Here is a 22,604-nt window from a genome sequence, read left to right on the forward strand (position 1 = left end):
CCTCACAAGGCGACGGCGCCGCTGGCCGCGGCGTCGTCTTGTTTGGGGCAGGGTTGCAGGTCACTGCCGGAGAGCGAGTTGCTGCTGCTGTCCCCTTGCGGCCCCACGAAGTTATGCATCCCCCTGAACGTCACCTTCCCCGGCGCATGGATCTTGATGCTCGATCCCTCCAGCCTGATGTACGCCCCCGCGCTCGTCAGCAGCACGTGCTTGGGCGCCTCCACGGCCACGTCCTTCGCCGTGCTGGCGATCGTCACCTTCTTGTCCGCCGCGATCTTCGTGGCGCCGGTCTGGCTCTGAAGGCTCACCTTGCCGCTGGCCGCATGCAGCGTGATGCCGCGCTCCTGGTTCGGTTCGCCGCCTTCTCCAGCCTTCGCCCCGACGGTGTACAGGCTCACCCCCTTGGCCACGCTCACCGCGATCTGCCCCTGCGCGGGCAGGTCGACATCCTGGCTCGCGACGATCGCTGTGTGCTGTCCGCTCACGGCGATCACCTCCTTCGGCGTGACGAAGCCGATGCCCATCGGCGAACTGAACTGCAGGTGCGGCTCGCTGTACGCGGTGACGCTGCCGTGGCCGCCTTCGGTGGCCTTGATGTCGCCGCCGCCTGAACCAGCGTTGCTGCCCGATGCCGCAGCACCACCTTCCTGCTTCGCTTCCAGCACCTCGGCCACATGCTTCAGCGCCGCGATCGCCGGCAGCTCGCCCGGAGCACCTTCACCCTTGATCTGCGCCTTCTGCGTCTGCGCACTCTGGGCGAGTGAGGTAGCGAGTTCTTCCGCCTGTTTCGTCTGCTGCTGCGCTTCGCGGCTGGCCATGAACGCGCCCTTGGCGTTCGGCTGGGCATAGGCGCTCACGAGCAGGCCCGCGCCCGCGCGGATGGCGCCTTGCGCGGTGGTGGCCAGTTCGGCGCCGTGGCCGCGGCCCTTGCCGCGCGCGTTGTCGTCCTGCTGCTTGTGGTGGCCCAGGTGCAGGCGGCTGCTGGCCTGGGTGGTGGCCAGGCTGGTGCTGCCCTGGCCGGGGGTGTCGTCGAAGACGAGCTGGTTGTAGCCCCCGTCGCCGCTCTGGCTGGCGCTCAATTCCTGGGTCTTGATGCCGCTGAAGACGGCGTTGTGCGCGTGCTCCTTGGCGCCCTTGCCTTCGCCGGCGAACCACGCGGGCGCGTTGCCGGTGGACTGGGCGGCGCCCGCGGGTTTCTGGTTGTGCTGGGCGTCGACCTGACCGGCGCCGTTGTAGAGCGCCGCGACGACCACGGGGCGGTCGATGTCGCCGTGGTGGAACTCCACCAGCACTTCCTGGCCCACGCGCGGCAGGCTCATCTGGCCCCAGTTGTCGCCGGCGGCGCTGGCGGCCACGCGCACCCAGGCGCCCAGGCGGTCGGCGGCGGGCGCGTTGTCCTGGCCGTCGGTGCGCGACTGGCGTGCGCTCGACGCACTGCCGCGCTGCCAGTGGAACTGCACCTTGATGCGGTGGTCGCGGTCGGTGTGCACCGGGGCATCGCCGCCGCCCACGCCGATGACGATGGCGCTCTGGCTGCCGTGCACGCTGGGCTTGGGATGGATGCGCTGGCCGTGGCCGTCCAGGCTCAGCGGCCGGTAGGGGATGGCCGCGCGCACGGTGGTGAATTCGTTGCGGTAGTGGGTGACGGCGTCTGCGGTCGTATCGCCGTTGCCGCTGTCGAACGCGGTGGCAATGTCGGGCAGGCCCAGCCGCTCGCCGATGCCGGTCTTCAGGTCTTCGTCGAAGTTGTTGCGTGCGACGTGGCGCACGGCCAGCACGGCGAAGCGGCGGTCCTGCTCGCTGTCCTTGTCGTGCTGCTCGTGTCCGCTCAGCGTGAAGGTGGTGGCGGGCGCCAGGGTGCGCACGGCGCTGCGGCCTTCGAAGCGCTTGTTGCGTAGCTCCAGCGCCTGCAGGGCGTTGGCGAGCAGGCGCTCCCCCTGCGCGGAGGTCTCCCAGCCGTAGGCGCCGGGGTCGTCGCTCCAGTGCAGGGTGCGCTGGCCCGCAGCGCGGCTTTGCTGTTGCACAGGGCGGGCGTTCACGCTCTTGTAGTCCCAGCTTTGCTGCGCGAGGCTGTTGGTCTGCAGCTGGCGGTGGCCGCGCCACTGCTGGATGGTGTCCTCGCGCTCGCTGGCATCGGCGCGGTGGAAACGAATGGTGGGCTGGGCGTTGGCGCGGAAGGCGCCGTTGTGGTCGGCGATGACGAGCGTGTGATTGCCCAGTGCTCCGTCCTTGCCCGTGGCGTGTTCGAACCAGTAGCACAGGCCCTCTTCGGCGAGCAGCCGCGCGACGAAGTCGAAGTCGCTCTCCTGGTACTGGGTGGTGATGCCGCGCACGGGGTAGATGTCGCGCTGGGCGATCTCCCAGCGCCACTGCGGCGCGAGCTGGCCCTGGCTCTGGTAACGACCGAACACGGCATCGACGATGTCGAACACGTTCTGGTGCTGGAACAGGCAGCTGTCCTGGCGATACCGCAGGAAGGCGATCCACGGCTCGATGACGAGCCGGTAGCGCGCCATGCCGCCGTTGCTCGACACGCACTCGGCCTCGCTCACATGGCCGTGGAAGGGGCGCAGCTCGGTGCGGCTTTGCGCGGTCTGCAGATCGAGGCGCACACCCTGGCCGATGAGGGTCTTGAGTTCGATGTGCGCGTCGTCGCTCAGCGCGGTGAGCTCGAAGCGAAAGCCGCCGCCGTCGATGCACTCCACGCCGTCCAGGCGCTCGGCCAGCAGCTTGTTCTCGCCCAGCGGCGTGTGCAGCACCAGCAGGCGATCGCGCTGCGTGGTGCCCGCGCGCATGAGCCCGCCGAGCGAGGCCGATGTGAAGGTCGTCGTCATTGTTTTTGTTCTCCCGTGGGCACGCGCGGCTGCTGCGCCTAGGTGATCCGGTAGCGGAACTCGCCGCCCTTGCCGCAGCTGGCCTTGATCTTGGCCAGCGGCGTCTCGTCGGCCATGCGCGTGAGCACGGCCTCGGCGATCTCGGGCAGCAAGGTGCCGTTGAGGATGTGGTCGACGTTGCGCGCGCCCGAGTCGACCTCGGTGCAGCGTGCGAGCACGGCCTCGACCAGCGCGTCGTCCCACTCGAACACGGCCTTGTGGTTGGTCGCGATGCGGTCGCGGATGCGCCCGAGCTTGAGCGCGATGATCTGCTCGAGCACCGCATCGGTGATCGGATAGAACGGCGCCACCTTCATGCGGCCGAGAAAGGCCGGCTTGAAGGCCTTCATGAGCACGGGGCGCAGCGCGTCGGCCAGCGCGTCGGGCGCGGGGCGCTCGTCGTCGGCCTTGTTCAGGCACGCCTGCATGATCTGCGACGAACCGATGTTCGAGGTGAGGATGATCAACGTGTTGCGGAAGTCGATCTCTCGGCCTTCGGCGTCGTCCATCATGCCCTTGTCGAACACCTGGAAGAACATCTCGAGCACGTCGGGGTGGGCCTTCTCGACCTCGTCGAGCAGCACCACGCTGTAGGGCTGGCGGCGCACGGCCTCGGTGAGCACACCGCCTTCGCCATAGCCCACATAACCGGGCGGCGAGCCCTTCAGGCCCGAGACGCTGTGCGCCTCCTGGTACTCGCTCATGTTGATGGTGATGAGCTTCTTCTCGCCGCCGTACAGGATGTCGGCCAGCGCGAGCGCGGTCTCGGTCTTGCCGACGCCCGAGGGGCCGACGAACATGAACACGCCGCGCGGCTTGTTGGGGTCTTCCAGGCGCGCGCTCGCGGTGCGCACGCGCTGGGCCACGGCGGCGAGTGCATGGTCCTGGCCGATGACGCGCTCGGCCAGCAGGGTGTCGAGGCTGCGCACGGTCTTGATCTCGTCCTTGACCATGCGGCCCAGCGGCACGCCGGTCCAGGCCGAGACGATCTCGGCGACGACGTGGCCGTCGACCTGCAGCGGCACCATCGGCGTGGTGCCTTGCAGTGCGCGCAGTTCGGCGAGCAGGGCATCGAGTTCATCGCGCGCGGGGTCGGCGGCGGCAGCGGCCTTCTTGCGGCTGGCGGCGCGGGCCGGCGCCTTCTCCGCCACGGCGGGTGCGGCCTCGGGCTGCTGAGCGACCGACTCGTCGCGTTGCGCACGCAGCGCGCGGATGCGCTCCACCAGTGCGTTTTCTTCGGCCAGGCGCTGCTGGCTCGCGGCCAGCTCGGCCTGCAGCGCGCTTTTCTTTTCCGCCAGTTCAGCCAGGCGCGCTTCGTGGCGCCCGCCGGCCGCGGTGTCGCGCACCAGCGCGGCGCTCTCGGCCTCGATGCGTTCAAGGCCGCGGTTCGCTTCTTCGATCAGCGCCGGCGTCGCACTCTGGCCGAGCGCGACTTTCGCGCAGGCCGTGTCGAGCACGCTCACCGCCTTGTCGGGCAGTTGCCGTCCGCTGATGTAGCGGTGCGACAGGCGCACGGCTTCGGTGATGGCTTCGTCGAGCACGCGGATGTTGAAGTGCTTCTCCATCAGCGGCACCATGCCGCGCAGCATGGCGGCGGCCAGCGTCTCGCTGGGCTCCTCGACCTTCACGACCTGGAAGCGCCGCGCGAGCGCCGCGTCCTTCTCGAAGTATTTCTTGTACTCGCCCCAGGTGGTGGCGGCGATGGTGCGCAGCTCGCCGCGCGCGAGCGCGGGCTTGAGCAGGTTGGCCGCATCGCTCTGCCCGGCCTGGCCGCCCGCGCCGATCATGGTGTGGGCCTCGTCGATGAAGAGCACGATCGGATGCGGGCTCTTCTTCACTTCGGCGATCACGTTCTTCAGGCGGTTCTCGAACTCGCCCTTCACGCTCGCGCCGGCCTGCAGCAGGCCCATGTCCAGCGTGTGCAGCGCCACGGCGCGCAGCGACTCGGGCACGTCCTGCGCGGCGATGCGCAGTGCCAGCCCTTCGACCACGGCCGTCTTGCCGACGCCGGCTTCGCCCGTGAGGATGGGGTTGTTCTGGCGCCGGCGCATCAGGATGTCGATGACCTGGCGGATCTCGGTGTCACGGCCGATGACCGGGTCGAGCGCGCCGTCTTTCGCGCGCTGCGTGAGGTTGGTGGTGAACTGGTCGAGCGCGGGCGTCTTGCCGGGCACGCCCGCGGCCAGCGGGTCGGCCGCCGGTTGCTGCGCATCGCCTTCGGCGGCCTCGCCCGAGGCGCCGGCTTCCGCCGCTTCGCTCGACCCGTCGGTGAGCTTGTCGAAGTCGTGCTTCAGGTCTTCGAGGCGGATCTTCGCGAACAACGGCGAGCCGCGCTGCGCCAGCTGCGCGAGGTCGGGCTGCGTGAGCAGTGCGAGCAGCAGGTGGCCCGAGCGGATCTGCGCCGCATGCGCGTCGAGCGAGGCCAAGAGCCACGCCTGCTGGAACAGCTGCTGCAGGTGCTGCGAGAACACCGGCGTGCGCGTGTTGCCGTTCTTGAAGGTCTGGATCTCGCGCTCCAGGTCCGACTGGATCGCGGTGGCGCTGATGCGGTTGGCACGCAGCACGCGCGCGAGGTCGTTGTCGGTCTGCTCCAGCAGCGCCAGGAACAGGTGCTCCAGGTCGACCTCGTAGTGGCCGTGGGCCAGGCACAGGTTGGCAGCGCGCTGCGTGGCCATGCGTGCGCTGGCGTTGAGCTTGGTGATCAGTGTCTTCAGCGAGGTGCTCATGAGCGGTGGTGTTGTTCTGTCGGTCGTGTTCGTTGAAAGGGTCACTGCAGGGGCTGAAGCTCGTACTGCGTGTCGCTGCGGTCGCTCTCGGCCTCGCGGGTGGTGATGAAGCTGTCCCAGCCGAGGTGGCTGCCGCCGCTGTCGCTGAGCTGCACGGCGGCCACTTCTTCGCGCGCCAGGATCAGGCGCACTTCGTATTCGCAGGTCACGCCGGCCAGCAGCGCCAGCATCTTTTCGAGCGCCTTCGCATGCGCGCGGCCCGGAAAGAACTCGCGCAGCGCGCTGCGCTTGAGCGGGCCGATCCACAGGCGGATGCGCAGGTCGCGCTGCCAGATGCGTTCGCCCGCCATCGCGTTCTGGCCCAGGCTCACGTTGCCCTCGCCCAGCCTGGAGCGCTGCTGCACGGGCATGTCGTACCACTTGCCCAGGAACTGCTCGATGCGGATGTGGCTGCGGAAGTAGTCGGACAGCACGCGCTGCAGGTACGCCGCCGACATCGGCCGGTGACGCACCGCGGCCGCGTAGCCGGCCACGGTCTCGTCGAACACGGTGCCCGTGCCGTCGGTCAGCGGATCGCGCTGGGCCGTGTGCTCCAGCCCGGCCATCGACAGCAGCACCGGCAGGTAGGCGCGGCTGCGCTCGTGCTCGTAGTGCAGCGGCAGGCGGTACTTGCGCCAGGCGGCATAGAAGAGCGCGGCGGCGCGGTTGCTGAACACGTCGAGAAAGGCGCGCGCCGAGCTGTCGCGCAGATGCTGCTCGCGGCGCATCAGCATCTCGGTGTAGACGATGGGCAAGGCACCCGACACGCCCAGCATGCCGAAAGACGCGGGCGTGAGTTCGATGCGGCCCAGGCAGTGCTCGTCCTCATGCGGCAGCGGCGGCTCGCACAGCTGCGCGCCCGACATCAGCTCGCCCACGGCGTCGCGCACCGCCAGCGCCTCGATCTCGCTGGGCGGGAAGTTCAGGCTCGTGGAGCTGCGAAAGCGCACCCAGCGCGGCACCATGCGCTCGCCGGGCACCAGGCGCTGGTGCACGTCGCGCTCCTGCCGCTTGAGCAGCATGAGCTCGATCAACCGCACCGCCTGGAAAAACTCGAAGCGGTAGGGTTCGCGCAGCAGCCTTTCGGCTACAGGAGGATCGATTCGCCGCTGCGGGGCTTGCATCGCACCAGCTCCTCCTTGTCGCGCGCCGAAACGATCACCAGCTGGGTGAAGCTGTTCAGGTGCACATAGAGACCGAAGAAATGGTCCATCACGCGGGCAAAGGCCTGCAGGCTGCTGCCCACGAAGCCGGTCTCGTCGACCGTGAGCCTGAGCTCGATGCCGCGCACGAAGGTCGCGAAGGGCTTGCCCGGCAACCACTGGGTGGTGGCCTGCTGCTCGATCGCGGTGATGGCCTCGATCTGCCGCGCCGACACGGCCGAGCGGCCCAGGTCGTACAGCCGCAGCATTTCCTTCAACGCCGGCAGCCCGCTGGTGGCCAGCGACAGGTGGTTGAGCGACAGGTGCGACACCAGCCGCCACTGCACGCCCTTGCCGCGCGGCATGCGCAGCGTCTGCGTCGGGCGGCGCAGCATGCGGATCGAGCGCGCCACCGAGTTGCCCTCGATGAACAGGTCGCCGCCGGGCAGGCCGAAGGCCAGCGAGTGCGGCAGGTCGCGGTTGGTGCAGGTGAGGTCGATGCTCAGCGTTTCGGTCTGCGGCAGCGAGGGCTGGAAGTCGATGTCGACAATCGAAAGCTCGGTCTCGTAGCCCGGGCTGCGCTGCGCCACGAGTTCGTTGCGCCGCGCGAACCAGTAGTGCTCGGCCTCCTTCGGGTGCTCGCCGTGGTGCAGCGAATAGAAGGGCCGGAACTCGATGTAGGCGTCGCCCTCGGCGGTCTGCTTCACGAGCTTGACCGAGTCGATGCTGTAGACCTCGAAGCCGAAGGCGCGGCGCGCATCGGCCACCACGGGGTAGGCGGCCGCGGCGTGCGTGACGCGGATCGGGTCGCTGCGCTGCTTGAAGAGGTTGATGACGGGCGTGCAGCCCAGGCGCAGGTTGCGGCTGGACACGCCCTCGAGCAGCCGCGCCGTGGGCGAATCGGCGCGCACGCCGGTCATCACGAGGTGCAGCGTGATCGAGCGGCACGAGCCGATGTGGCGCAGCGCGTTCGCCAGGTCGATGTCGACGAAGTTGAACTTCTCGGGGAACGCGAAGTACTCGCTGAGCAGGCGGTAGGCCGGGTGCGAGCGCGCCGGCAGCTCGATGAGCGCGTCGGCCTCCTCGAAGCCGACCGGGTGCAGCGCCTCGCCCTGCACCAGCGTCCACTTGCCGCTGCGCTCGGGCTCCACGAAGACGGCGGCCGTCTTCAAAAAGATGGCGTCGGCCAGCGCCGTGGCCAGCGAGGGCTCGGCGTCGATGAAGGTGCGCAGGCGCGCCAGCGTGAGCGCCAGGGTGCCGAGCGACTTCTGCTCGCCGGTGGCCTCGAGCGTGACCGACAGGCAGCCCGTGGCGTTGCGCGGCAGCGAGGCCTGCGCAGGCGCATTCACCACCGAGTGGTAGACCACGTTCGACACCTGCACCGCCGCCAGCGTGACGTCGTACACGCTGCGAAAGCGGCAGGCGCCGCCGCGCACCGGCTGCGAGGTGAGCTCGGTGCCGCGCGCGATGGTGACGGGCTTGCTGAGCTTGGCGAGCGCCGCGCCGCCGGCGTCGAACTGCGCGATGGAGCACGACGGAAAGGGCCGCAGGTAGTGCGGGTACATCACCTCGAGCAGCGCTTCGGTGAGCTCGGGGTAGTCGTCGTCGAGCTTCTTGCTGATGCGGGCCGTGAGCAGCGCGAACGACTGGATCATGCGTTCGACGTGCGGGTCTTCGCTGGCGTCGGCCGAGATGGCCAGGCGCGCGGCGATCTTCGGGTAGCCCTTGGCGAACTCCTGCGAGTAGCCGCGCAGGAAGGCCAGCTCGCGTTCGTAGAAGGGCAGCAACTCGTCCATGGTGGGCGTCGGGTTCCGGCGTGGCGCTAGGCGTACCGGCTCTTGCCGGTGCCGCGGGTGATGGAGTACTGCAGCGTCGTGGGCTGCAGCATGGCGTCGAAGTTCACCGGCTCGGCCAGCTCTGGCAGCACGAGCAGCGCGGTGATTCCGAAATAGAGCATGTGGGTGCTGGCCTGGCCGTCGACCTCGAGCGACACCGAGACATCGCGCAGGCGCGACTCGTGGCGGGCAATGGCCTGCTCCAGCGAGCGGCAGATGAACGAGCGGTCGTAGTGGCTGGCCAGGCTCAGGCCCGAGAAATCGCTCAGGCCGTAGGTCATGACGGAACGCCGGCACTCGGGGTAGGCCTGGAGCTTGGCGTCGTCGAAGACCATGCGCGTGTTGAGCAGGGATTCGAGATCGCGTGCGACCACGTTCTTGACCTCGTCAAGCGACAAGTGCCGCAGCACCGGCGAAGCCGGCCCGCGCCAGTCGTCATCGAACAGCTTGTCGAGCAGGCCCGGTTCGAATCCTGTCATGGGTCACTCCCTGTCTCTCGCGTCGGACAACGGGCACGGCGCCGCGCGAGGGGCGCGGCGCCAAAAAGAAACCGCGGCCTGCGCCGCGGTCGTCATTGCCCGACTGGCGTCAGACCGAGTAGGTCTTGTCGTTCTTCGTGAGGCTCCAGGCGCCTTGCGAGTTGCCGCCCTGGTTGCCGCCGATCTTCTGCTGCGTGTACTTCCACTGCACGGCGGCGTACTTCAGCGAGAAGGTCTCGCTCGGCACGCTGGCCACGTCGGTGCTCACGACCTTCGGGTTCACGCTGGCGATCAGCACGTACTTGAGCTTGATCTCCATGTACTGCACGCGCTTGCCTTCGCCGTCGGCACGGTAGAACTGCACCGTGACTTCGTCGAAGGTGGTGCCGCCCGACGCGTGCTGGTACAGCAGCGGGCTGACGACGTCCATGTCCTTCGTGAAGATCATCTCGCCGTGCTCGCAGCGCTCGGCGGTGTGGCCGCCGGCGGTCGACGCGGTGGCCGAACGCGGTTGCACGATGCTGTGCTGCCACGAGCTGACTTCGATCCAGTCCTTGTGGTCCTTGTCCTGCGACTCGCCGTTGATGGCCGGGCTGCCGAACTTGACGTAGATATCTTTCATGTTTCTTCCCCTTCTTGATTGATTGATTACTGACAGTTAACGTGTTGCAGCACGGCCCCTCGGCCGCGCACCCGATCTGCCTCCTTACTTATTCACTGACTTCGGCAGATCGGCGACCAAGCGCAGTGAAATAGACAGTTCATCCAGCTGGAAGTGCGGGCGCAGGAACGCGACCGCGCGGTACACGCCGGGCCGCCCGGGCACTTCGCCGACCTGGATGGCGGCTTCGCGCAGCGGGAACTGGGCCTTCTGTTCCTGCGTCGCGTTGTCGTCGAGCAGCACGTACTGCGCGATCCAGCGGTTCAGGAACTGTTCGACGTTGTGCGCCGAGGCAAAGCTGCCGATCTTGTCGCGCATCATGGCCTTGAGGTAGTGCGCGATGCGGGACACCGAGAAGATGTACTGCAGCTGCGCCGAGAGCACCGCGTTGGCGTTGGCGCTGTCGGTGTTGTACTTCTTGGCCTTCTGCAGCGACTGCGCGCCGAAGAACGCCGCGTAGTCGGAGTTCTTGCAGTGCACGAGCGGAATGAAGCCCAGGTCGCTGAGCTCTTTTTCGCGCCGGTCGGTGATGGCGATCTCGGTCGGGCACTTCAGGGCGATCTCGCCTTCGTCGGTCTTGAAGGTGTGCGTGGGCAGGTCTTCGACCAGGCCACCACCTTCCACGCCGCGGATGGCCGCGCACCAGCCGAAGTCGTCGAACGCGGCCGTCAGGCGCGTGGCGAAGGCCCAGGCGGCGTTGCACCAGAGGTACTTGGCGTGGTCGGTGCCGTCGACGTCTTCGACGAAGTTGAAACTGTCGACCACCGTGCCTTCGCGCGGGTGGTAGGGCAGGCGCCCGAGGAAGCGCGGCAACGTGAGGCCGACGTAGCGCGAGTCTTCCGAATCGCGGAACGACTTCCACTTGGCGTACTCGACGGTGTCGAACACCTTGGCCATGTCGCGCGGCTTGCCCAGGTCGGCAAAGCTTTCCAGGCCCAGCAGCTCGGGCGAGGCCGCGCCGATGAAGGGCGCGTGCGCGGCAGCGGCCACGTGCGCCATCTGGTCCAGGAAGTACATGTCTTCGGGCTGGCGCGTGACGTCGAAGTCGCCCACCAGCGCGCCGAACGGCGCACCGCCGAAGGTGCCGAACTCTTCTTCGTAGACCTTCTTGAACATCGCGCTCTGGTCGAACTCGACGGCGGCCTTGAAGTCGCGGATCAGGTCGCGCTTGGTGGCGTTGATGACCTTGATCTTGAGCATGGTGCCGGTCGGCGTTTCCTTGACCAGGTACTCCAGGCCGCGCCAGGTGCTCTCCAGCTTCTGGAACTCGGGCGCGTGCATCACGGCGCTGAGCTGCGCGGAGATGAGCGCGTCGAGGTCGGCCACGCGCGCGTCGATCATGGCCGACACGTTGTCGGAGACGATCACCGAGCCTTCGAGGACCTGGCTGACGAGTTCGCCGATGAGGTCCTTGGTGCGCGTGTGTTCCACGTCGGACTTGGCGACCTTGCTCTTCTCGACGATCTGGTCGAGCAGGTCGACCGAGACTTCAGACGAGGCGACACCACTCGATGCCGAAAGTGCTTGCGCGGTCATGTTCAGCTTTCGTCCTTCTTGCCGGCGCTCTGTCCCAGGCGCTGGAGTTGCTCGGTGTTGTTCAGCACGTCGGCCAGCAGGTCTTCGAGCTTGCTGTTGCCGGCCATCTTGTTGCGCAGGTCGGCCAGCTTGGTGCGCGCGTCGAGCAGGCGCTTGAGCGGCTCGATCTGCTCGACGACCGCTTCGGGCGAGAAGGCGTCCATCGAGTTGAAGGTGAGGTCGACGCCGAAGCTGCCGCCGCGCCCGTCCAGCTTGTTCGGCACCTGGAAGGCGGCACGCGGGGCCACGCCCTTCATGACGTCGTCCATGTTGTCGCGGTCGATGTTGACGAACTTGCGGTCCTTGAGCTTGGGCTGCTCGACCTCGGACTGGCCCGCCAGGTCGGCGATCACGCCGACGACGAAAGGCAATTCCTTTTTCTCGATGGCGTCACCGAGTTCCACGTCGTACGTGAGTTGCACGCGCGGCGGGCGCACTTTTTGGAGACGCTTCTGCACGCTCTGTCTTTTGGTCGCCATAAGCTTCAATACCTTCGCAATAGGACTGAGAAACGAATTAAAAAGTTGTACGACCCATTTCCAGATCGCACGCCCATTCGTTAATACATTGGTTTAAAAAACCAATTCAAAAACCGGACAATTACTTGAGCGCGTCAAATGGATTGCTGCCACCCGCGCGCGGGGCGGGCGCGGCAGGTGCCGGGCGCGGCGCGGCGACCGGGGCGGGCCGTGCGGCGGCGACCGGAGTCGGCGCGGCGGACGATGACGACGAGGGCGCGGGGGCCGGGCTGGGGGCCGCGGCGCGGCGCGTGGGCGCCGGCTTGGCTTCGGGGCCGGCGGGCACCAGGACCGACAGGCCCAGGGTTTCGCGCAGCAGGGCGGCCAGGCGGTAGGCATCGGCGTTGGCGTCGCCGCTCAGGCTGCTGTCCTTGCCCAGGTCCTCGATGGAGCGGGCCGCCAGGCGCAGGCCGCCCACGGCGGTGATGCTCTTGGCCTGCCGGCTGGAGGGGTCGCGGCGCAGCGACTCCTCGGCGGCCGAGATGGCCAGGCTGTAGCGGCCTTCGTTGAAGTAGATCTGCGCGATGCGCGACCACGGCTCACCGCGGGTCGGGTTGTCGGTGGCGAGCTGCTGGTACTGGCGGATGACGGGCGCCTTGTCGCCGGTGGCGGCTGCCGCGGCGGCATCGACCTCGGCCAGGCTCTTGTTGTAGGCCGCGGTGGCCTGGGCAACGGCCGCGTCCGGCGTGGTGGTACAGGCCGACAAAAAGACGGTGCTCGCAATGGCACCGGCAATCATCGTGCGCGACATGATTTTTCGAATCGACACATTCCCCCCTGATCTGACTTTTTAGCAGGCCGCAATCATTCATTAAATTGCGACCGTTGACAATAACAATACACGATACTACAGCCGCGTGGATGGCAAATGACGGGGGCGGATTAATGCTAATTTCCTAATCGAAAGTCATTTTCGAAATCGGTTAATCCTATTTGGTCCATCGAAATATTGTTACGACTCGCTTTTAATGAAAATATTAATTACATCTGGCGCGCTGCTGGCCGCGTTGATGCTCGGCGGGTGCAGCTCGCCGGCGCTCACGATCGCCAACATCGCGCTCGAGGCGAGCGGACTGAAGAAGCCCGAGCTGCCCGAGTCGCAAAAGCCCCCGCGCAAGGTGACGATGTCGATCGCCGCGGGCAAGAACCTCAACGCCGACGGCCGCAACCGCCCGCTGTCCGTGGTGATGCGCATCTACAAGCTGAAGGAAACGACGGGCTTCTACCAGTCGTCCTTCGATGCCTTCGTCACGCCGGGTCGCGACAAGACGCAGCTGGGCGACGACCTCGTCGAGAGCCGCGAGATCACGCTCATTCCCGACCAGCAATACACCTGGACCGAGATGGTTCCGCGCAGCGCCAACGCGGTGGCCGTGGTGGTGTTGTTCCACTCGCCCGATGCCCAGCGCTGGCGCTTCGCCTTCAACGCCGCGGACGCCGAAAAAACCGGCATCGTGATGGGCGCGCATGCCTGCGCGCTCACCGTCACGACAGGCGCGGTGGTGGGCCAGCAGAACGCACAAGGCGCCGCCCCCACGGGCGCGCTCAACCTGTTGGGGCCGGTGACTTGCCGGCCCTCGCCCGCCTGATCTGCAGCGACGGCGGGCCTGACCGAGTCGACACGACGATGCGATACATTCAAAAAAAATTGTGGGGAGTTGATCCGACGTGAGCTACGCAGCCAAGGTCCTCTGGGGAGAGGGCTTGTTTCTACGCCCCCAGCACTTCCAGCGCCAAGACGCGTACCACGAGGCGCGCCTGCGCGCCACGGCGCAGACGCTGCATCCGTACTTCTGGGGCGTGCGCTCCATCAGCTTCGACCTCGATGCGCTGGCCAGCGGCATGCTGCGCGCTTCGCAGCTGTCGCTGGTGTTCCCCGACGGTGAACCCTACGCGGCGCCGCAGGCCGACGCGCTGCCTCCGCCCATCTCGCTGGACACGCTGAGCCCGGGCCAGAACGAGATCACCTTCTACCTCGTGCTGCACCCGGTGAAGGAGCTCGGCAAGAACTACACCGACCCCAACGAAGAAGGCTTTGCCGCGCGCTACACCAGCGACGCGACGCAGTCGCTCGACCTGTACACCAACGCCGTGAGCGCCGAGGTGGTGTTCCTGCGCAAGAGCGTGAAGCTCTTGGCCGACACCGAGCCGCGCGAGCAGTTCGTGTCGATCCCGGTGATCCGCATCCGCCGCACCGCCGCGGGCGGCTTCGAGATCGACCGCAGCTTCGTGCCGCCGTGCACCAGCATCGACGCCTCGCCCACCGTGTTCCAGCAGCTGCGCCGGCTGCTCGACGTGCTGCAGGCCAAGGTCAATTCGCTCTACGGCATCCACCGCGAGCCGAGCAAGAACATCATCGAGTTCCGCTCGGGCGACATCGCCTCGTTCTGGCTGCTGCACACGGCCAACTCGGCGTTCGCCTCGCTCTCGCACCTGTTCCATCACCCGTCGCTGCACCCGGAGCGGCTGTTCCAGGAACTGCTGAGCCTGGCCGGCGCGCTGATGACGTTCGCCAAGACCTACTCGCTGAACGACCTGCCGGTGTACGACCACGAGAAGCCCGGCCCGGCCTTCGCCGAGCTCGACCGCATCGTGCGCGACCTGCTCGACACCGTCATCTCCACGCGCTACTTCGCCATCGCGCTCACCGAGACGCGCAACGCCTTCTACCTGGGGCGCCTCGATTCCGGAAAGATCGACGAGAAGACCGTGTTCTACATGTCGGTCACCGCCAGCATGCCGGCCGCCGAGCTGGCCGAGGTGGTGCCGCAGCGCTTCAAGATCGGCGCGCCCGAAGACGTCGACAAGCTCGTGCTCTCGGCCATGCCGGGCGTGCGCATCGTCTACGCGCCGCAGGTGCCGCCGGCCATTCCGATCCGCGCGGGCGCCTGCTACTTCTCCATCGACAGCAAGAGCCAGCTGTACGACCGCATGCTGCAGGCGCAAAGCGTCACCATCTATGCGCCGGCCGGCATCCCCGACATGCAACTCGAACTGATCGCCGTGACCGGCTGATCACCCGCCCGATCGTATGAACACCACCACCCTCAACAAGGCCCCTTCCCTGCTGGGCGCCGACGCGCCGCCCGCTTCGTTCACGCCGGCCGGCGTGGCGCCCGACGCCGATTCGAGCCTGCTCGACCTGCTGTACGACGGCTTCGTGATGCTGTTCCTGCTGAAGAAGAAGCAGCAGCCGGCCACCACCGAGCAGTTCCTCACGGGCATCCGCAACTACCTGGGCGAGTTCGAACGCAACGCGCGCAAGCTCGACGCCACGGCCGAGCAGATCCACGCGGCCAAGTACGCCTTCTGCGCCACGGTCGACGAGTTCGTGCTCTCGGCGCCCGAGTTCGCCATCCGCTCCGAGTGGGAGCGCCGGCCGCTGCAGCTCACGCTGTTCGGCGACCAGCTGGCGGGCGAGAACTTCTTCAACATGCTCGAGGTCGAGCGGGCGCACGGCGCCGCGCGCATCCAGACGCTCGAGGTGTTCTACATGTGCCTGCTGCTGGGCTTCCAGGGCAAGTACGCCATCGACGGCACCGAGAAGCTGGCCTACCTCACGGCACGCGTGGGCGACGAGATCGCCAACGCGCGCGGCAAGCGCACGCCGTTCGCGCCGCACTGGCCGCTGCCCGACCTGATCTCGCACTCGCTCAAGCGCGAGGCGCCGCAGTGGGTGGTGGCCGCGCTGTTCGCGCTCATCGGGCTGCTGGGCTTCATCGGCCTGTCGGCGCACCTGGGCAGCACCACGCAGGGCGCGCTCGCGAGCTACCAGGACATCGTGAAGCTCGGCCCACGCCAGGCCAACCTGACGATCTCGCTGCCATGACCACGGCCGCGACGAACCGCCTCGACCTCGCGGCCCTGCTGGCCCCGATCTCGGAGGCCAAGCCCTGCGGCGAGGACATGCTGTTCTCGCGCGAGTTCGACGCCATCCAGGAAGCGCGCAAGCACGACGATCCCTCGCTCGAACAGGGCGAATGGGTCATCGAGCTGAAGGAGGCCAACTGGCCTTTCGTGATTTCGGAGTGCGAGAAGCTGCTGCGCGCGTCCACCAAAGATTTGCGACTGGGCGTGTGGCTCACCGATGCGCTGGCCAGCCAGCGCGGCTTCGAGGGGCTGGCCGACGGCTACCGCCTGCTCAGCGGCCTGTGCCGCCAGTACTGGGACGAGCTGCATCCGCAGCCCGAGGGCGGCGACATCGAGATGCGCATCGGCACCGTCACCTGGCTGATCTCGCGCTCGGTCGAGCTGCTGCAGCGCGCGCCCATCGTGAGCGACGGCCACACCGGCCACAGCGCGCTGGTCTGGGAGACCGCACTGGCGCTCGACCAGGCCATCCGCCGCACGCCGGCACAGGCCGACGAACTGCAGCGCAACAAGGTGACGCTCGAGCAGTTCGACCGCCTGCGCCGCGCCACGCCCGCGAAGTTCTTGCAGAAGACGCACCGCGACGTGCAGGCCTGCGAGCAGGCACTGGCCGAGTTCGAGGCCGTGTTCGACGAACGCACCGCCTCCAACGGCCCGAGCTTTCGCGCCGCGAAGGACGCGGCCACAGCCATCCGCCAGGCCGTCGAGCGCTTTGCGCGCGAGGCCGGCGTACCGATCGACAACGGTGCGGCGCAGCAAGCCACCGCCGCTGCACCGGCCGCCAGCGCACCGGCTGCCCCGACCCGCATCGAACCTGTCTTCGACGCCGCCATGCCCCATTCATCTCCCACCTACCACGCGGCGGTGCATGTGCCCGCCGCGCTGCCGCCCGGCATCCACAGTCGCGCGCAGGCCATCGCGCAGCTCAAGGAAGTGGCGGCGTATTTCGAGCAGACCGAGCCCTCGAGCCCGGCCGCCTACATGGCGAACAAGGCCGCGCGCTGGGCCGACATGCCGCTGCATGCCTGGCTGCGCAACGTGATCAAGAACGAGCAGGAGCTGGCCCAGCTGGTGGACCTGCTCGATCTGCCCAAGGGCGACGACGAGTCGCGCTGACTTCGCGCCTTCGCGCTGAGTGAAAGAAGAAAGGCCCGCGTTGCGGGCCTTTCTTCTTTAGCGTCCGACGCGGAACTCGATGCGCCGGTTGCGCGAACGCCCCTCGTCGGTCGCGTTGCTCGCCACCGGCTGGTCCGGGCCCACGCCCGAGGTCGTGAGCGTCATCGGATCGATGCCCTTGCCCACCAGGTAGCCCTTGACCGATTCGGCACGCGACTGGCTCAGCGCCAGGTTCGACGCGCGGCTGCCCGCATTGTCGGTGTGGCCCACCACCGCCACCGACTTGTTGGTGAGCTTCTGCAGGATCGGCGCCATCTCGTCGAGGATGGCGCGGCCCTTGCCCGTGAGCGTGGCGCTGCCCAGCTCGAACTCGATGGTGCGGTTGGCCAGCGCCTGGTCGACCGCGATCTGCTCCGACGCGGGCACGCGCAGGCTGTTCTTGATGGTGTAGGTCGGGTTGAGCGAGTTCGCCATGTCGCTCACGATCTTCTGGCGCAGCGCCTCGTTGCCGACCTCGCCGCTCAGCGCCATCTGCGTGCCCTCGATCTGGAGCTGGCCGCGGTGGATGTCCTTGAGCGAGGGCGTGATCAGCCGCTGCACGTTGGCGCTCCAGTTGGCCGGCATGCTGACGGTGTTCACCACCTCGATCTTGTCGATCACGCCGCTGGGCCCGTAGACGCGGCGCAGCGCCTCGATGACGGCGATGCGCGTGGCTTCGTCGGGCACCTGCCCGCCGGCCACGACCGGCTCGCCCTTGCCGACGGCCGCGGCCGTGGTCTCGACGCGGGCGGCGGTGGCGCCCGCCGCCGGTTGTTGTGGTTGCTGGGCCTGCACGGCCGGCACGAGCGCGAGCCCGCAGGCCATGGACAGCACGAGAACGCGCAAAGAACAATTCATGACCGTGTCATTCCCCGATGAAGACTTCGCGAAAGGCGGTGAGCACGATGTCCAGCGGCAGCTGCGGCTGGTCGAGGTAGCTCACCAGCTTGAACATCGCGTAGTTGCTGTGGATGGTGTCCTCGACCCACTCCGGGTTGTCGATGTCGATGTTGTGCTCGGTGTAGACCTGCGGATGCAGCACGCTTTGCAGGCTGCGCGGCGACAGGCCGTTGAAGCCGATCACCAGCCGCGAGCGGCCGTCGATCTCGGTGACCAGCAGCACCAGTTCGAAGTCGGCCTTGGCCAGGAACTGCGACACCATCTCGAGCCAGAAGGTGGCGATCAGCGAGCGGTCGACCGGGTCGCGCGGCAGCGGCAGCGTGAGCCCCTTTTCCAGGTGCGACACGGCGCTGGCCATCACCGGCTGCAGCAGCAGGCCCAACGCCAGGATGGCGCGGCGCAGCGACACCTTGTGGCCGTCGAAGTTGAGCATCTGCTCGATGCGCAGCAGGCTGGTGTCGCGCGTGAACGCCGCATAGGTGGCGCGCGAGGCCGACTTCTTGAAGCCGGTTTCGATGGCCGGGTCGATGGCCTCGAACTTCTTCAGCTCGTTGTCCAGGTCGGTGCCGGCCGCCAGCGACTGCACCTGCACCGCCATGCGGTCCCAGTAGGGGCCGATGAGCATCGGCGCGCCGCGCATGAAGTCGAGCGCCTCGTCCACGTCCACCGAAGTGGCCGCCAGGAACGGGTAGCGGCGCGACGACTCGTCGCGGCTGGGGCGCACGTGCCCCGCAATGGCCACGCGGCTGCGCGAGCCCAGGCACACGAAGTGCATCGGCGCGGCGTTGTCGTAGATCAGCTTCCAGCGCGGGTCTTCCGACAGCATCTCCATGGTCTGCGACAGCCAGTGGTCGAACACCTTGATGAGCTGCGGGTTGTACAGGCCCTTCACGAAGTCGCCGCGTCCGGGCAACTTGCCGAAGTAGCACAGCTGTTGTGGCGCGCTCATTTGCCTGCTCCCCCTGCCTGCACCGGCGCCTGGGCCGGTGCCTGAACCGCTGCGGGTGCTGCTGCGCGCGGCACACCGATCTCCGCGACTGTCGACGGCAGCACCGTGCCGCGCAGGCCCTTGCCCTGCGGCGAATCGCCGCCCGAACCGGCCGACTGCGTGTTCTGGATCACGCGCAGCTTGACGGTCACGCTCGCGTTGTCGCGCGCCCACGTGAGCTCGAAGCTGCCGTCGGGCAACTTGATGCGCTGCGCCGTGCTGAGCAGGCGCTCCAGGCCGAAGTTGCCCGGCTCGTTGATCAGCTCGACCGTGCGCCCGTCGAAGGTGACGGCGGTGATCTTCGCGCCCGGCGTGCCCTGTGCGTTGGGCCAGACGAAGTTGGACCACTGCGGCGGCGTGTTGCGGTAGCGCAGCTGCTGGCCGTCGATCTCGACCATGTATTCCGTCAGCCCCGACACGGGCTGCGGCAGGATCTGGAACAGCGTCTGCGGCTGCGCGCTGCCGCCGGCACCGGCTGCGGCACCGCCCGACAGCGGCGCCACCCACTGCGCAAAGCCGTTCACGAAGTCGGGGCTCAGCGTGAGGCCCTGGTCGCCCCAGGCGCGCGGCGACAAGAGGTCGCCGCGGCGGATCACCAGCGAGCCCAGCGTGGTCGTCACGAACTTGCCGATGGCGCCTTCAGGTCCGAAGAACTGCGCGATTTCCGCCGGCGAGGCTTCGATCTTCGCGCTCGCCGAGAACGGGTACTTGGTGGCCAGCGACTGCTGGAAGGGCTGGTGCACCTGCGCGCTCCAGATCTTGTTGACCTCCACCGCGGTCGGCTGCACCGTCACCGCGTAGGCCTGCAGCAGCGGGCGCACCAGCAGCGGGCGCAGCGCCTGGCGCTGCGCGGCGTCCATGCCGGTGAGCATCTGTTCGTCGACGTACTTGAGCGCATCGGCCAGCTCGGAGCCGTTGCCTTCCAGCGTCTGCTGCATGAGCTGGCGCGCGCCCGGTCCGGGGTCGCCCTGGTTCTTGATCTGGTTGAAGCGACCGCGCAGCTTGGACAGCGTGCCCAGGTAGCCGCGCAGCAGCGAGGTGTTGTCGCGCTCGACCACCAGGCGCGCGACGCCCGCGAACTCGCGCCCGATCGGGCCCATCGGGATTTCCGTGGCGCCGCCGTTGAGGTCGACGTTCACGTTGACCTGCGACGGCGTGGCGCGGCTGAAGAGCCGCTTGAACCAGTTGAAGGCCCCGGTGCGCGCCTGCTGCAGGCCGGCGTTGACCAGCGAGGGGTTGTCCCATGAGGTCTGGTCGTACACCGTATCGAAGACCTTGCGGATCGGCGAGTTCTGCGGATCGCCCAGCTGGTTCATCGCCACCACGGCCTGCTCGAAGCTGCCCATGTCCTTCACCGCGATGCCCTGCAGGAAGCGTTGCCACTCCTTGGCGTACTCCAGTTTGTACATGGTGGCCAGCGTCTTGCGGATCTGCTCCGGGCTGCCTTCGAGCGTCAGGTCGTCGTTGCCGGCGACGTTGAGCACCCAGTCCTTGCTGGAGGTTTCCTTGTTGGCGGCGTCGCGGATCGCGTCGTCCACGTACTGCTGCCAGGCCTCGCGCGTGAACGCGCCCGAGATGGCGACGCTGCCGGCAAGGGTGCCTTCGGCTTCGGCGCTGCTGGCCGTGGCCCCGAGGATGCGCGCCACCGTCATCGGCGCGAAGCGCGTGGAGGCGCGCGCCTTGATCTCGGCGTATACGCGTTCGCGCGCCGGCATTCCGCGCACCACGCGGCGCAGGTTGTCGCGCGTCTGCTCGACCAGCGCCAGGTTGGTGTCGGCCAGCGCGGGCCAGTTGTCGTCGCCCACGCGGCGCAGGTAGAAGGTGATCATGCGCTCGGCATCGCGGATGACCGCCGCGCGCGGCATGTCGCCGCGGTTGCTCTCGAGCCAGCCGCGCCAGAAACGCGAGATCTGGTCGGTGAGGTGCGCCGTTTCCACCTGCCGCTTGTCGGACAGCATGAGGTAGGTCTTGAGCGCGTTGTAGGCGTCCTGCACATCGGCCGGCGAGGAGCCGGCATACAGGCCGCCGCCTTCCGGCGCCGCGGCGGGTGCCGTGGTGGTCGTGGCACCGGCGACCGGCAGCGGCGCGGGCGCCGTGCCGCCCGTCAGCGCGGCCACCGCGTCGGCGCGCTTCAGGCGGTCGGGGTGCGCATTGACCTCGCGCAGGAAGGCCTGCAGGTTGTCCGACACCGGCGCGAGCATGAGCTGCTTCACGCCGCCGTAGTACTCGGCGACGAGCTTGTCTTCGAGCTGGTTGCCCTGGTACAGGCCCAGCGACAGCGACAGCGGCCGGTCGTTGCGGAATTTCTCGAGCTGCTCGATGCGGTCCTGCAGGATGCCCAGCGCCTCGAAGCGCGTGCGCAGGCCGTTGTCGCTGGCCTGCAGCTTGACCACCTTGTCCAGGTCGGCCTGCACGTTCTCCACCAGCTGGCGGTTGCCGAGGTACGACCAGGTCCAGCCGCCCAGCAGCAGGCCCAGCACGGCGACGAAGGCGAAGAAGCTCACGTAGCGCACGCGCGCCTTCACGGGACTGGAGAACTGCCGCACCGTCTTCTTGTCGGCAAAGATCACCTTGGAGAACAGGTCGCGCAGGAAGAACCCGTTCTGCGAATAGATTTCCTTCGACTTGGTGGCCGCGTTGCTCAGCGTGAGTCCGAAGCGCTTGGCGATGCGCTCGGTCGACAGGCTGCGCATCGTGCCCTCTTGCAAGGCGCTGGTGAAGTAGAAGCCGCGGAACACCGGCTTGTGCTGGAACGGGTTGCTCTCGAACAGCGTGGCCAGGAAGGCGCGCAGCGCGGGCTTGATGGCCGCGAACTCGAGCGGAAAGATCAGCAGCTCGGGCGACGGGTCGCTGCTGCGGTGGTTCGCGAAGTGCGAGACGCTGATTTCCTTCAGGCCCATGTAGAGCTCGTCGAAGCGCTTGTCGAACAGCGCCACCGCGTCCTGCTTCTCGTCGCCGTCGTAGGGCAGCGAGGCGCCCCACACGCGGTCGCGCTCCATCTTGTCGCTGTCGCCGAAGAATTCTGCGAAGCCGGTGATCAGGTCGGCCTTGGTGAACATCACGTACACCGGCGCGAACACCTCGAGTCGCTCGGTGAGTTCCTGCATGCGCTGGCGCAGGTTCTTCGCGAGTTGAATGGCGAAGTCGGGCCGGCTGCCGATCAGCTCGGGAATGCTGGCCGTGATGATGATCCCGTTGATGGGCGCCTTCGGCCGGTACTTCTTGAGCAGGTCCAGAAAGCCGAACCACTCCTTGCGGTCTTCCTGGTGGATGGAATAGCGGCCCGCCGTGTCGAGCACGATGCCTTCGGTGGTGAAGAACCAGTCGCAGTTGCGCGTGCCGCCGATGCCCTGAATCACCGCGTTGCCCTTGTCGGCGAACGGGAACTGCAGGCCCGAGTTCAAAATGGCGCTGCTCTTGCCCGCCGCCGGGTTGCCGATGACCATGTACCAGGGCAGCTCGTACAGCGCCTCGCTGCCCGACATCTGGCCGATCTTCGAGGTCTTGATGGTCTTGACCGCCTCGACCATGCGCCCGCGCAGCTCGTCGATCTCGGCCTTGCGCTCGGGGTCGCTGTCGCGCACGGCGGCGTCGGCCTGGTCCTCGAGCATGTCGCCGAGCTTGCGGTTGGCCGCGCGCGTGCGCATGCGCCGCACGAACCACACCAGCAGCCACAACAGCAGCAGCACCACGAAGATGCCGACGGCCCAGATCGCGCCGACTTCGAGCGTCTGCGCCCCGAGCAGCAGGAACGCGCCGAGCGCGATGGCGCCGATCACCGACAAGGTGCGCGGATCGGCCAGGAAACTGAAGAATCGCCGCATAGAAGTTTCTGGAATCGGT

At 67.6% G+C, this 22,604-nt stretch carries 16 protein-coding genes; 4 read left to right on the plus strand and 12 right to left on the minus strand.

The window, feature by feature from the left end:
* Positions 1–2 precede the first annotated feature (2 nt).
* The 9 genes from AC1RAD_RS22920 to AC1RAD_RS22960 all read right to left on the minus strand — a co-directional run bounded on the left by AC1RAD_RS22920 (position 3) and on the right by AC1RAD_RS22960 (position 12,599).
* Positions 3–2,834 carry a type VI secretion system Vgr family protein gene (locus AC1RAD_RS22920; protein WP_492737371.1) on the minus strand — a complete coding sequence of 944 codons (2,832 nt, stop codon included), beginning with the start codon at positions 2,832–2,834 and terminating at the stop codon, positions 3–5.
* A 38-nt stretch (positions 2,835–2,872) separates the two neighbouring features.
* Positions 2,873–5,599, minus strand: coding sequence for a type VI secretion system ATPase TssH (gene tssH / locus AC1RAD_RS22925; protein WP_492737372.1), 2,727 nt, complete (start codon positions 5,597–5,599; stop codon positions 2,873–2,875).
* Positions 5,600–5,640: 41 nt separating this feature from the next.
* Complete coding sequence (gene tssG / locus AC1RAD_RS22930) at positions 5,641–6,762, minus strand: type VI secretion system baseplate subunit TssG (RefSeq protein WP_492737374.1); 1,122 nt, start codon at positions 6,760–6,762, stop codon at positions 5,641–5,643.
* The gene (tssF, locus tag AC1RAD_RS22935) at positions 6,726–8,576 is read right to left on the minus strand and encodes a type VI secretion system baseplate subunit TssF (RefSeq protein WP_095950380.1); all 1,851 of its coding nucleotides are present in this window, start codon (positions 8,574–8,576) and stop codon (positions 6,726–6,728) included. Before tssF ends, tssG begins: the two co-directional genes overlap by 37 nt.
* A 26-nt stretch (positions 8,577–8,602) precedes the next feature.
* Positions 8,603–9,094 (minus strand): type VI secretion system baseplate subunit TssE, encoded by a 492-nt coding sequence (gene tssE / locus AC1RAD_RS22940; protein WP_062474770.1) that lies wholly within the window; start codon positions 9,092–9,094, stop codon positions 8,603–8,605.
* Between the two features lie 109 nt (positions 9,095–9,203).
* The gene (locus AC1RAD_RS22945) at positions 9,204–9,716 is read right to left on the minus strand and encodes an Hcp family type VI secretion system effector (RefSeq protein ID WP_062474768.1); all 513 of its coding nucleotides are present in this window, start codon (positions 9,714–9,716) and stop codon (positions 9,204–9,206) included.
* A gap of 84 nt (positions 9,717–9,800) precedes the next feature.
* Positions 9,801–11,291, minus strand: a complete 1,491-nt coding sequence (tssC, locus tag AC1RAD_RS22950; protein ID WP_139700650.1) for a type VI secretion system contractile sheath large subunit — start codon at positions 11,289–11,291, stop codon at positions 9,801–9,803.
* Positions 11,292–11,293: 2 nt separating this feature from the next.
* Positions 11,294–11,809: a type VI secretion system contractile sheath small subunit gene (gene tssB, locus AC1RAD_RS22955; RefSeq protein WP_070062960.1), complete on the minus strand. Its 516-nt coding sequence runs from the start codon at positions 11,807–11,809 to the stop codon at positions 11,294–11,296.
* A gap of 121 nt (positions 11,810–11,930) precedes the next feature.
* Positions 11,931–12,599, minus strand: coding sequence for a tetratricopeptide repeat protein (locus AC1RAD_RS22960; protein WP_492737376.1), 669 nt, complete (start codon positions 12,597–12,599; stop codon positions 11,931–11,933).
* 217 nt (positions 12,600–12,816) lie between these two features.
* On the opposite strand from AC1RAD_RS22960, the gene tssJ reads away from it, so the two are divergent.
* From tssJ to tssA, 4 genes are all read left to right on the plus strand, one after another.
* On the plus strand, positions 12,817–13,437 hold the full coding sequence (gene tssJ / locus AC1RAD_RS22965; RefSeq protein ID WP_062481131.1) for a type VI secretion system lipoprotein TssJ: 621 nt from the start codon (positions 12,817–12,819) through the stop codon (positions 13,435–13,437).
* Between the two features lie 79 nt (positions 13,438–13,516).
* Complete coding sequence (tssK, locus tag AC1RAD_RS22970; protein WP_062481129.1) at positions 13,517–14,863, plus strand: type VI secretion system baseplate subunit TssK; 1,347 nt, start codon at positions 13,517–13,519, stop codon at positions 14,861–14,863.
* Between the two features lie 16 nt (positions 14,864–14,879).
* Positions 14,880–15,677, plus strand: a complete 798-nt coding sequence (gene icmH, locus AC1RAD_RS22975; RefSeq protein WP_062481127.1) for a type IVB secretion system protein IcmH/DotU — start codon at positions 14,880–14,882, stop codon at positions 15,675–15,677.
* A complete protein-coding gene (gene tssA, locus AC1RAD_RS22980; RefSeq protein WP_390347936.1) occupies positions 15,674–16,834 on the plus strand; it encodes a type VI secretion system protein TssA in 1,161 nt (386 codons plus the stop codon). Before icmH ends, tssA begins: the two co-directional genes overlap by 4 nt.
* A gap of 57 nt (positions 16,835–16,891) precedes the next feature.
* Here tssA and AC1RAD_RS22985 read toward each other — a convergent pair whose 3' ends face one another.
* From AC1RAD_RS22985 to tssM, 3 genes are read right to left on the minus strand one after another with little or no spacing between them, the layout of a single operon-like run.
* Positions 16,892–17,731, minus strand: coding sequence for an OmpA family protein (locus AC1RAD_RS22985; RefSeq protein WP_492737378.1), 840 nt, complete (start codon positions 17,729–17,731; stop codon positions 16,892–16,894).
* Positions 17,732–17,738: 7 nt separating this feature from the next.
* Positions 17,739–18,722: a type VI secretion system-associated protein TagF gene (gene tagF, locus AC1RAD_RS22990; RefSeq protein WP_095950376.1), complete on the minus strand. Its 984-nt coding sequence runs from the start codon at positions 18,720–18,722 to the stop codon at positions 17,739–17,741.
* A complete protein-coding gene (gene tssM / locus AC1RAD_RS22995) occupies positions 18,719–22,585 on the minus strand; it encodes a type VI secretion system membrane subunit TssM (RefSeq protein ID WP_492737380.1) in 3,867 nt (1,288 codons plus the stop codon). The genes tagF and tssM overlap by 4 nt, the downstream gene beginning before the upstream one ends.
* Positions 22,586–22,604 lie beyond the last annotated feature (19 nt).

The organism is Variovorax sp. GW823-FHT04B03 (genome assembly GCF_058796495.1).

What these genes read in the sequence shown, in the direction of transcription:
- AC1RAD_RS22920 (WP_492737371.1), bottom strand. Translation starts at nt 2,834, where the DNA reads ATGACGACGACCTTCACATCGGCCTCGCTCGGCGGGCTCATGCGCGCG.
- tssH (WP_492737372.1), bottom strand. Translation starts at nt 5,599, where the DNA reads ATGAGCACCTCGCTGAAGACACTGATCACCAAGCTCAACGCCAGCGCA.
- tssG (WP_492737374.1), bottom strand. Translation starts at nt 6,762, where the DNA reads ATGCAAGCCCCGCAGCGGCGAATCGATCCTCCTGTAGCCGAAAGGCTG.
- tssF (WP_095950380.1), bottom strand. Translation starts at nt 8,576, where the DNA reads ATGGACGAGTTGCTGCCCTTCTACGAACGCGAGCTGGCCTTCCTGCGC.
- tssE (WP_062474770.1), bottom strand. Translation starts at nt 9,094, where the DNA reads ATGACAGGATTCGAACCGGGCCTGCTCGACAAGCTGTTCGATGACGAC.
- AC1RAD_RS22945 (WP_062474768.1), bottom strand. Translation starts at nt 9,716, where the DNA reads ATGAAAGATATCTACGTCAAGTTCGGCAGCCCGGCCATCAACGGCGAG.
- tssC (WP_139700650.1), bottom strand. Translation starts at nt 11,291, where the DNA reads ATGACCGCGCAAGCACTTTCGGCATCGAGTGGTGTCGCCTCGTCTGAA.
- tssB (WP_070062960.1), bottom strand. Translation starts at nt 11,809, where the DNA reads ATGGCGACCAAAAGACAGAGCGTGCAGAAGCGTCTCCAAAAAGTGCGC.
- AC1RAD_RS22960 (WP_492737376.1), bottom strand. Translation starts at nt 12,599, where the DNA reads ATGTCGCGCACGATGATTGCCGGTGCCATTGCGAGCACCGTCTTTTTG.
- tssJ (WP_062481131.1), top strand. Translation starts at nt 12,817, where the DNA reads ATGAAAATATTAATTACATCTGGCGCGCTGCTGGCCGCGTTGATGCTC.
- icmH (WP_062481127.1), top strand. Translation starts at nt 14,880, where the DNA reads ATGAACACCACCACCCTCAACAAGGCCCCTTCCCTGCTGGGCGCCGAC.
- tssA (WP_390347936.1), top strand. Translation starts at nt 15,674, where the DNA reads ATGACCACGGCCGCGACGAACCGCCTCGACCTCGCGGCCCTGCTGGCC.
- AC1RAD_RS22985 (WP_492737378.1), bottom strand. Translation starts at nt 17,731, where the DNA reads ATGAATTGTTCTTTGCGCGTTCTCGTGCTGTCCATGGCCTGCGGGCTC.
- tagF (WP_095950376.1), bottom strand. Translation starts at nt 18,722, where the DNA reads ATGAGCGCGCCACAACAGCTGTGCTACTTCGGCAAGTTGCCCGGACGC.
- tssM (WP_492737380.1), bottom strand. Translation starts at nt 22,585, where the DNA reads ATGCGGCGATTCTTCAGTTTCCTGGCCGATCCGCGCACCTTGTCGGTG.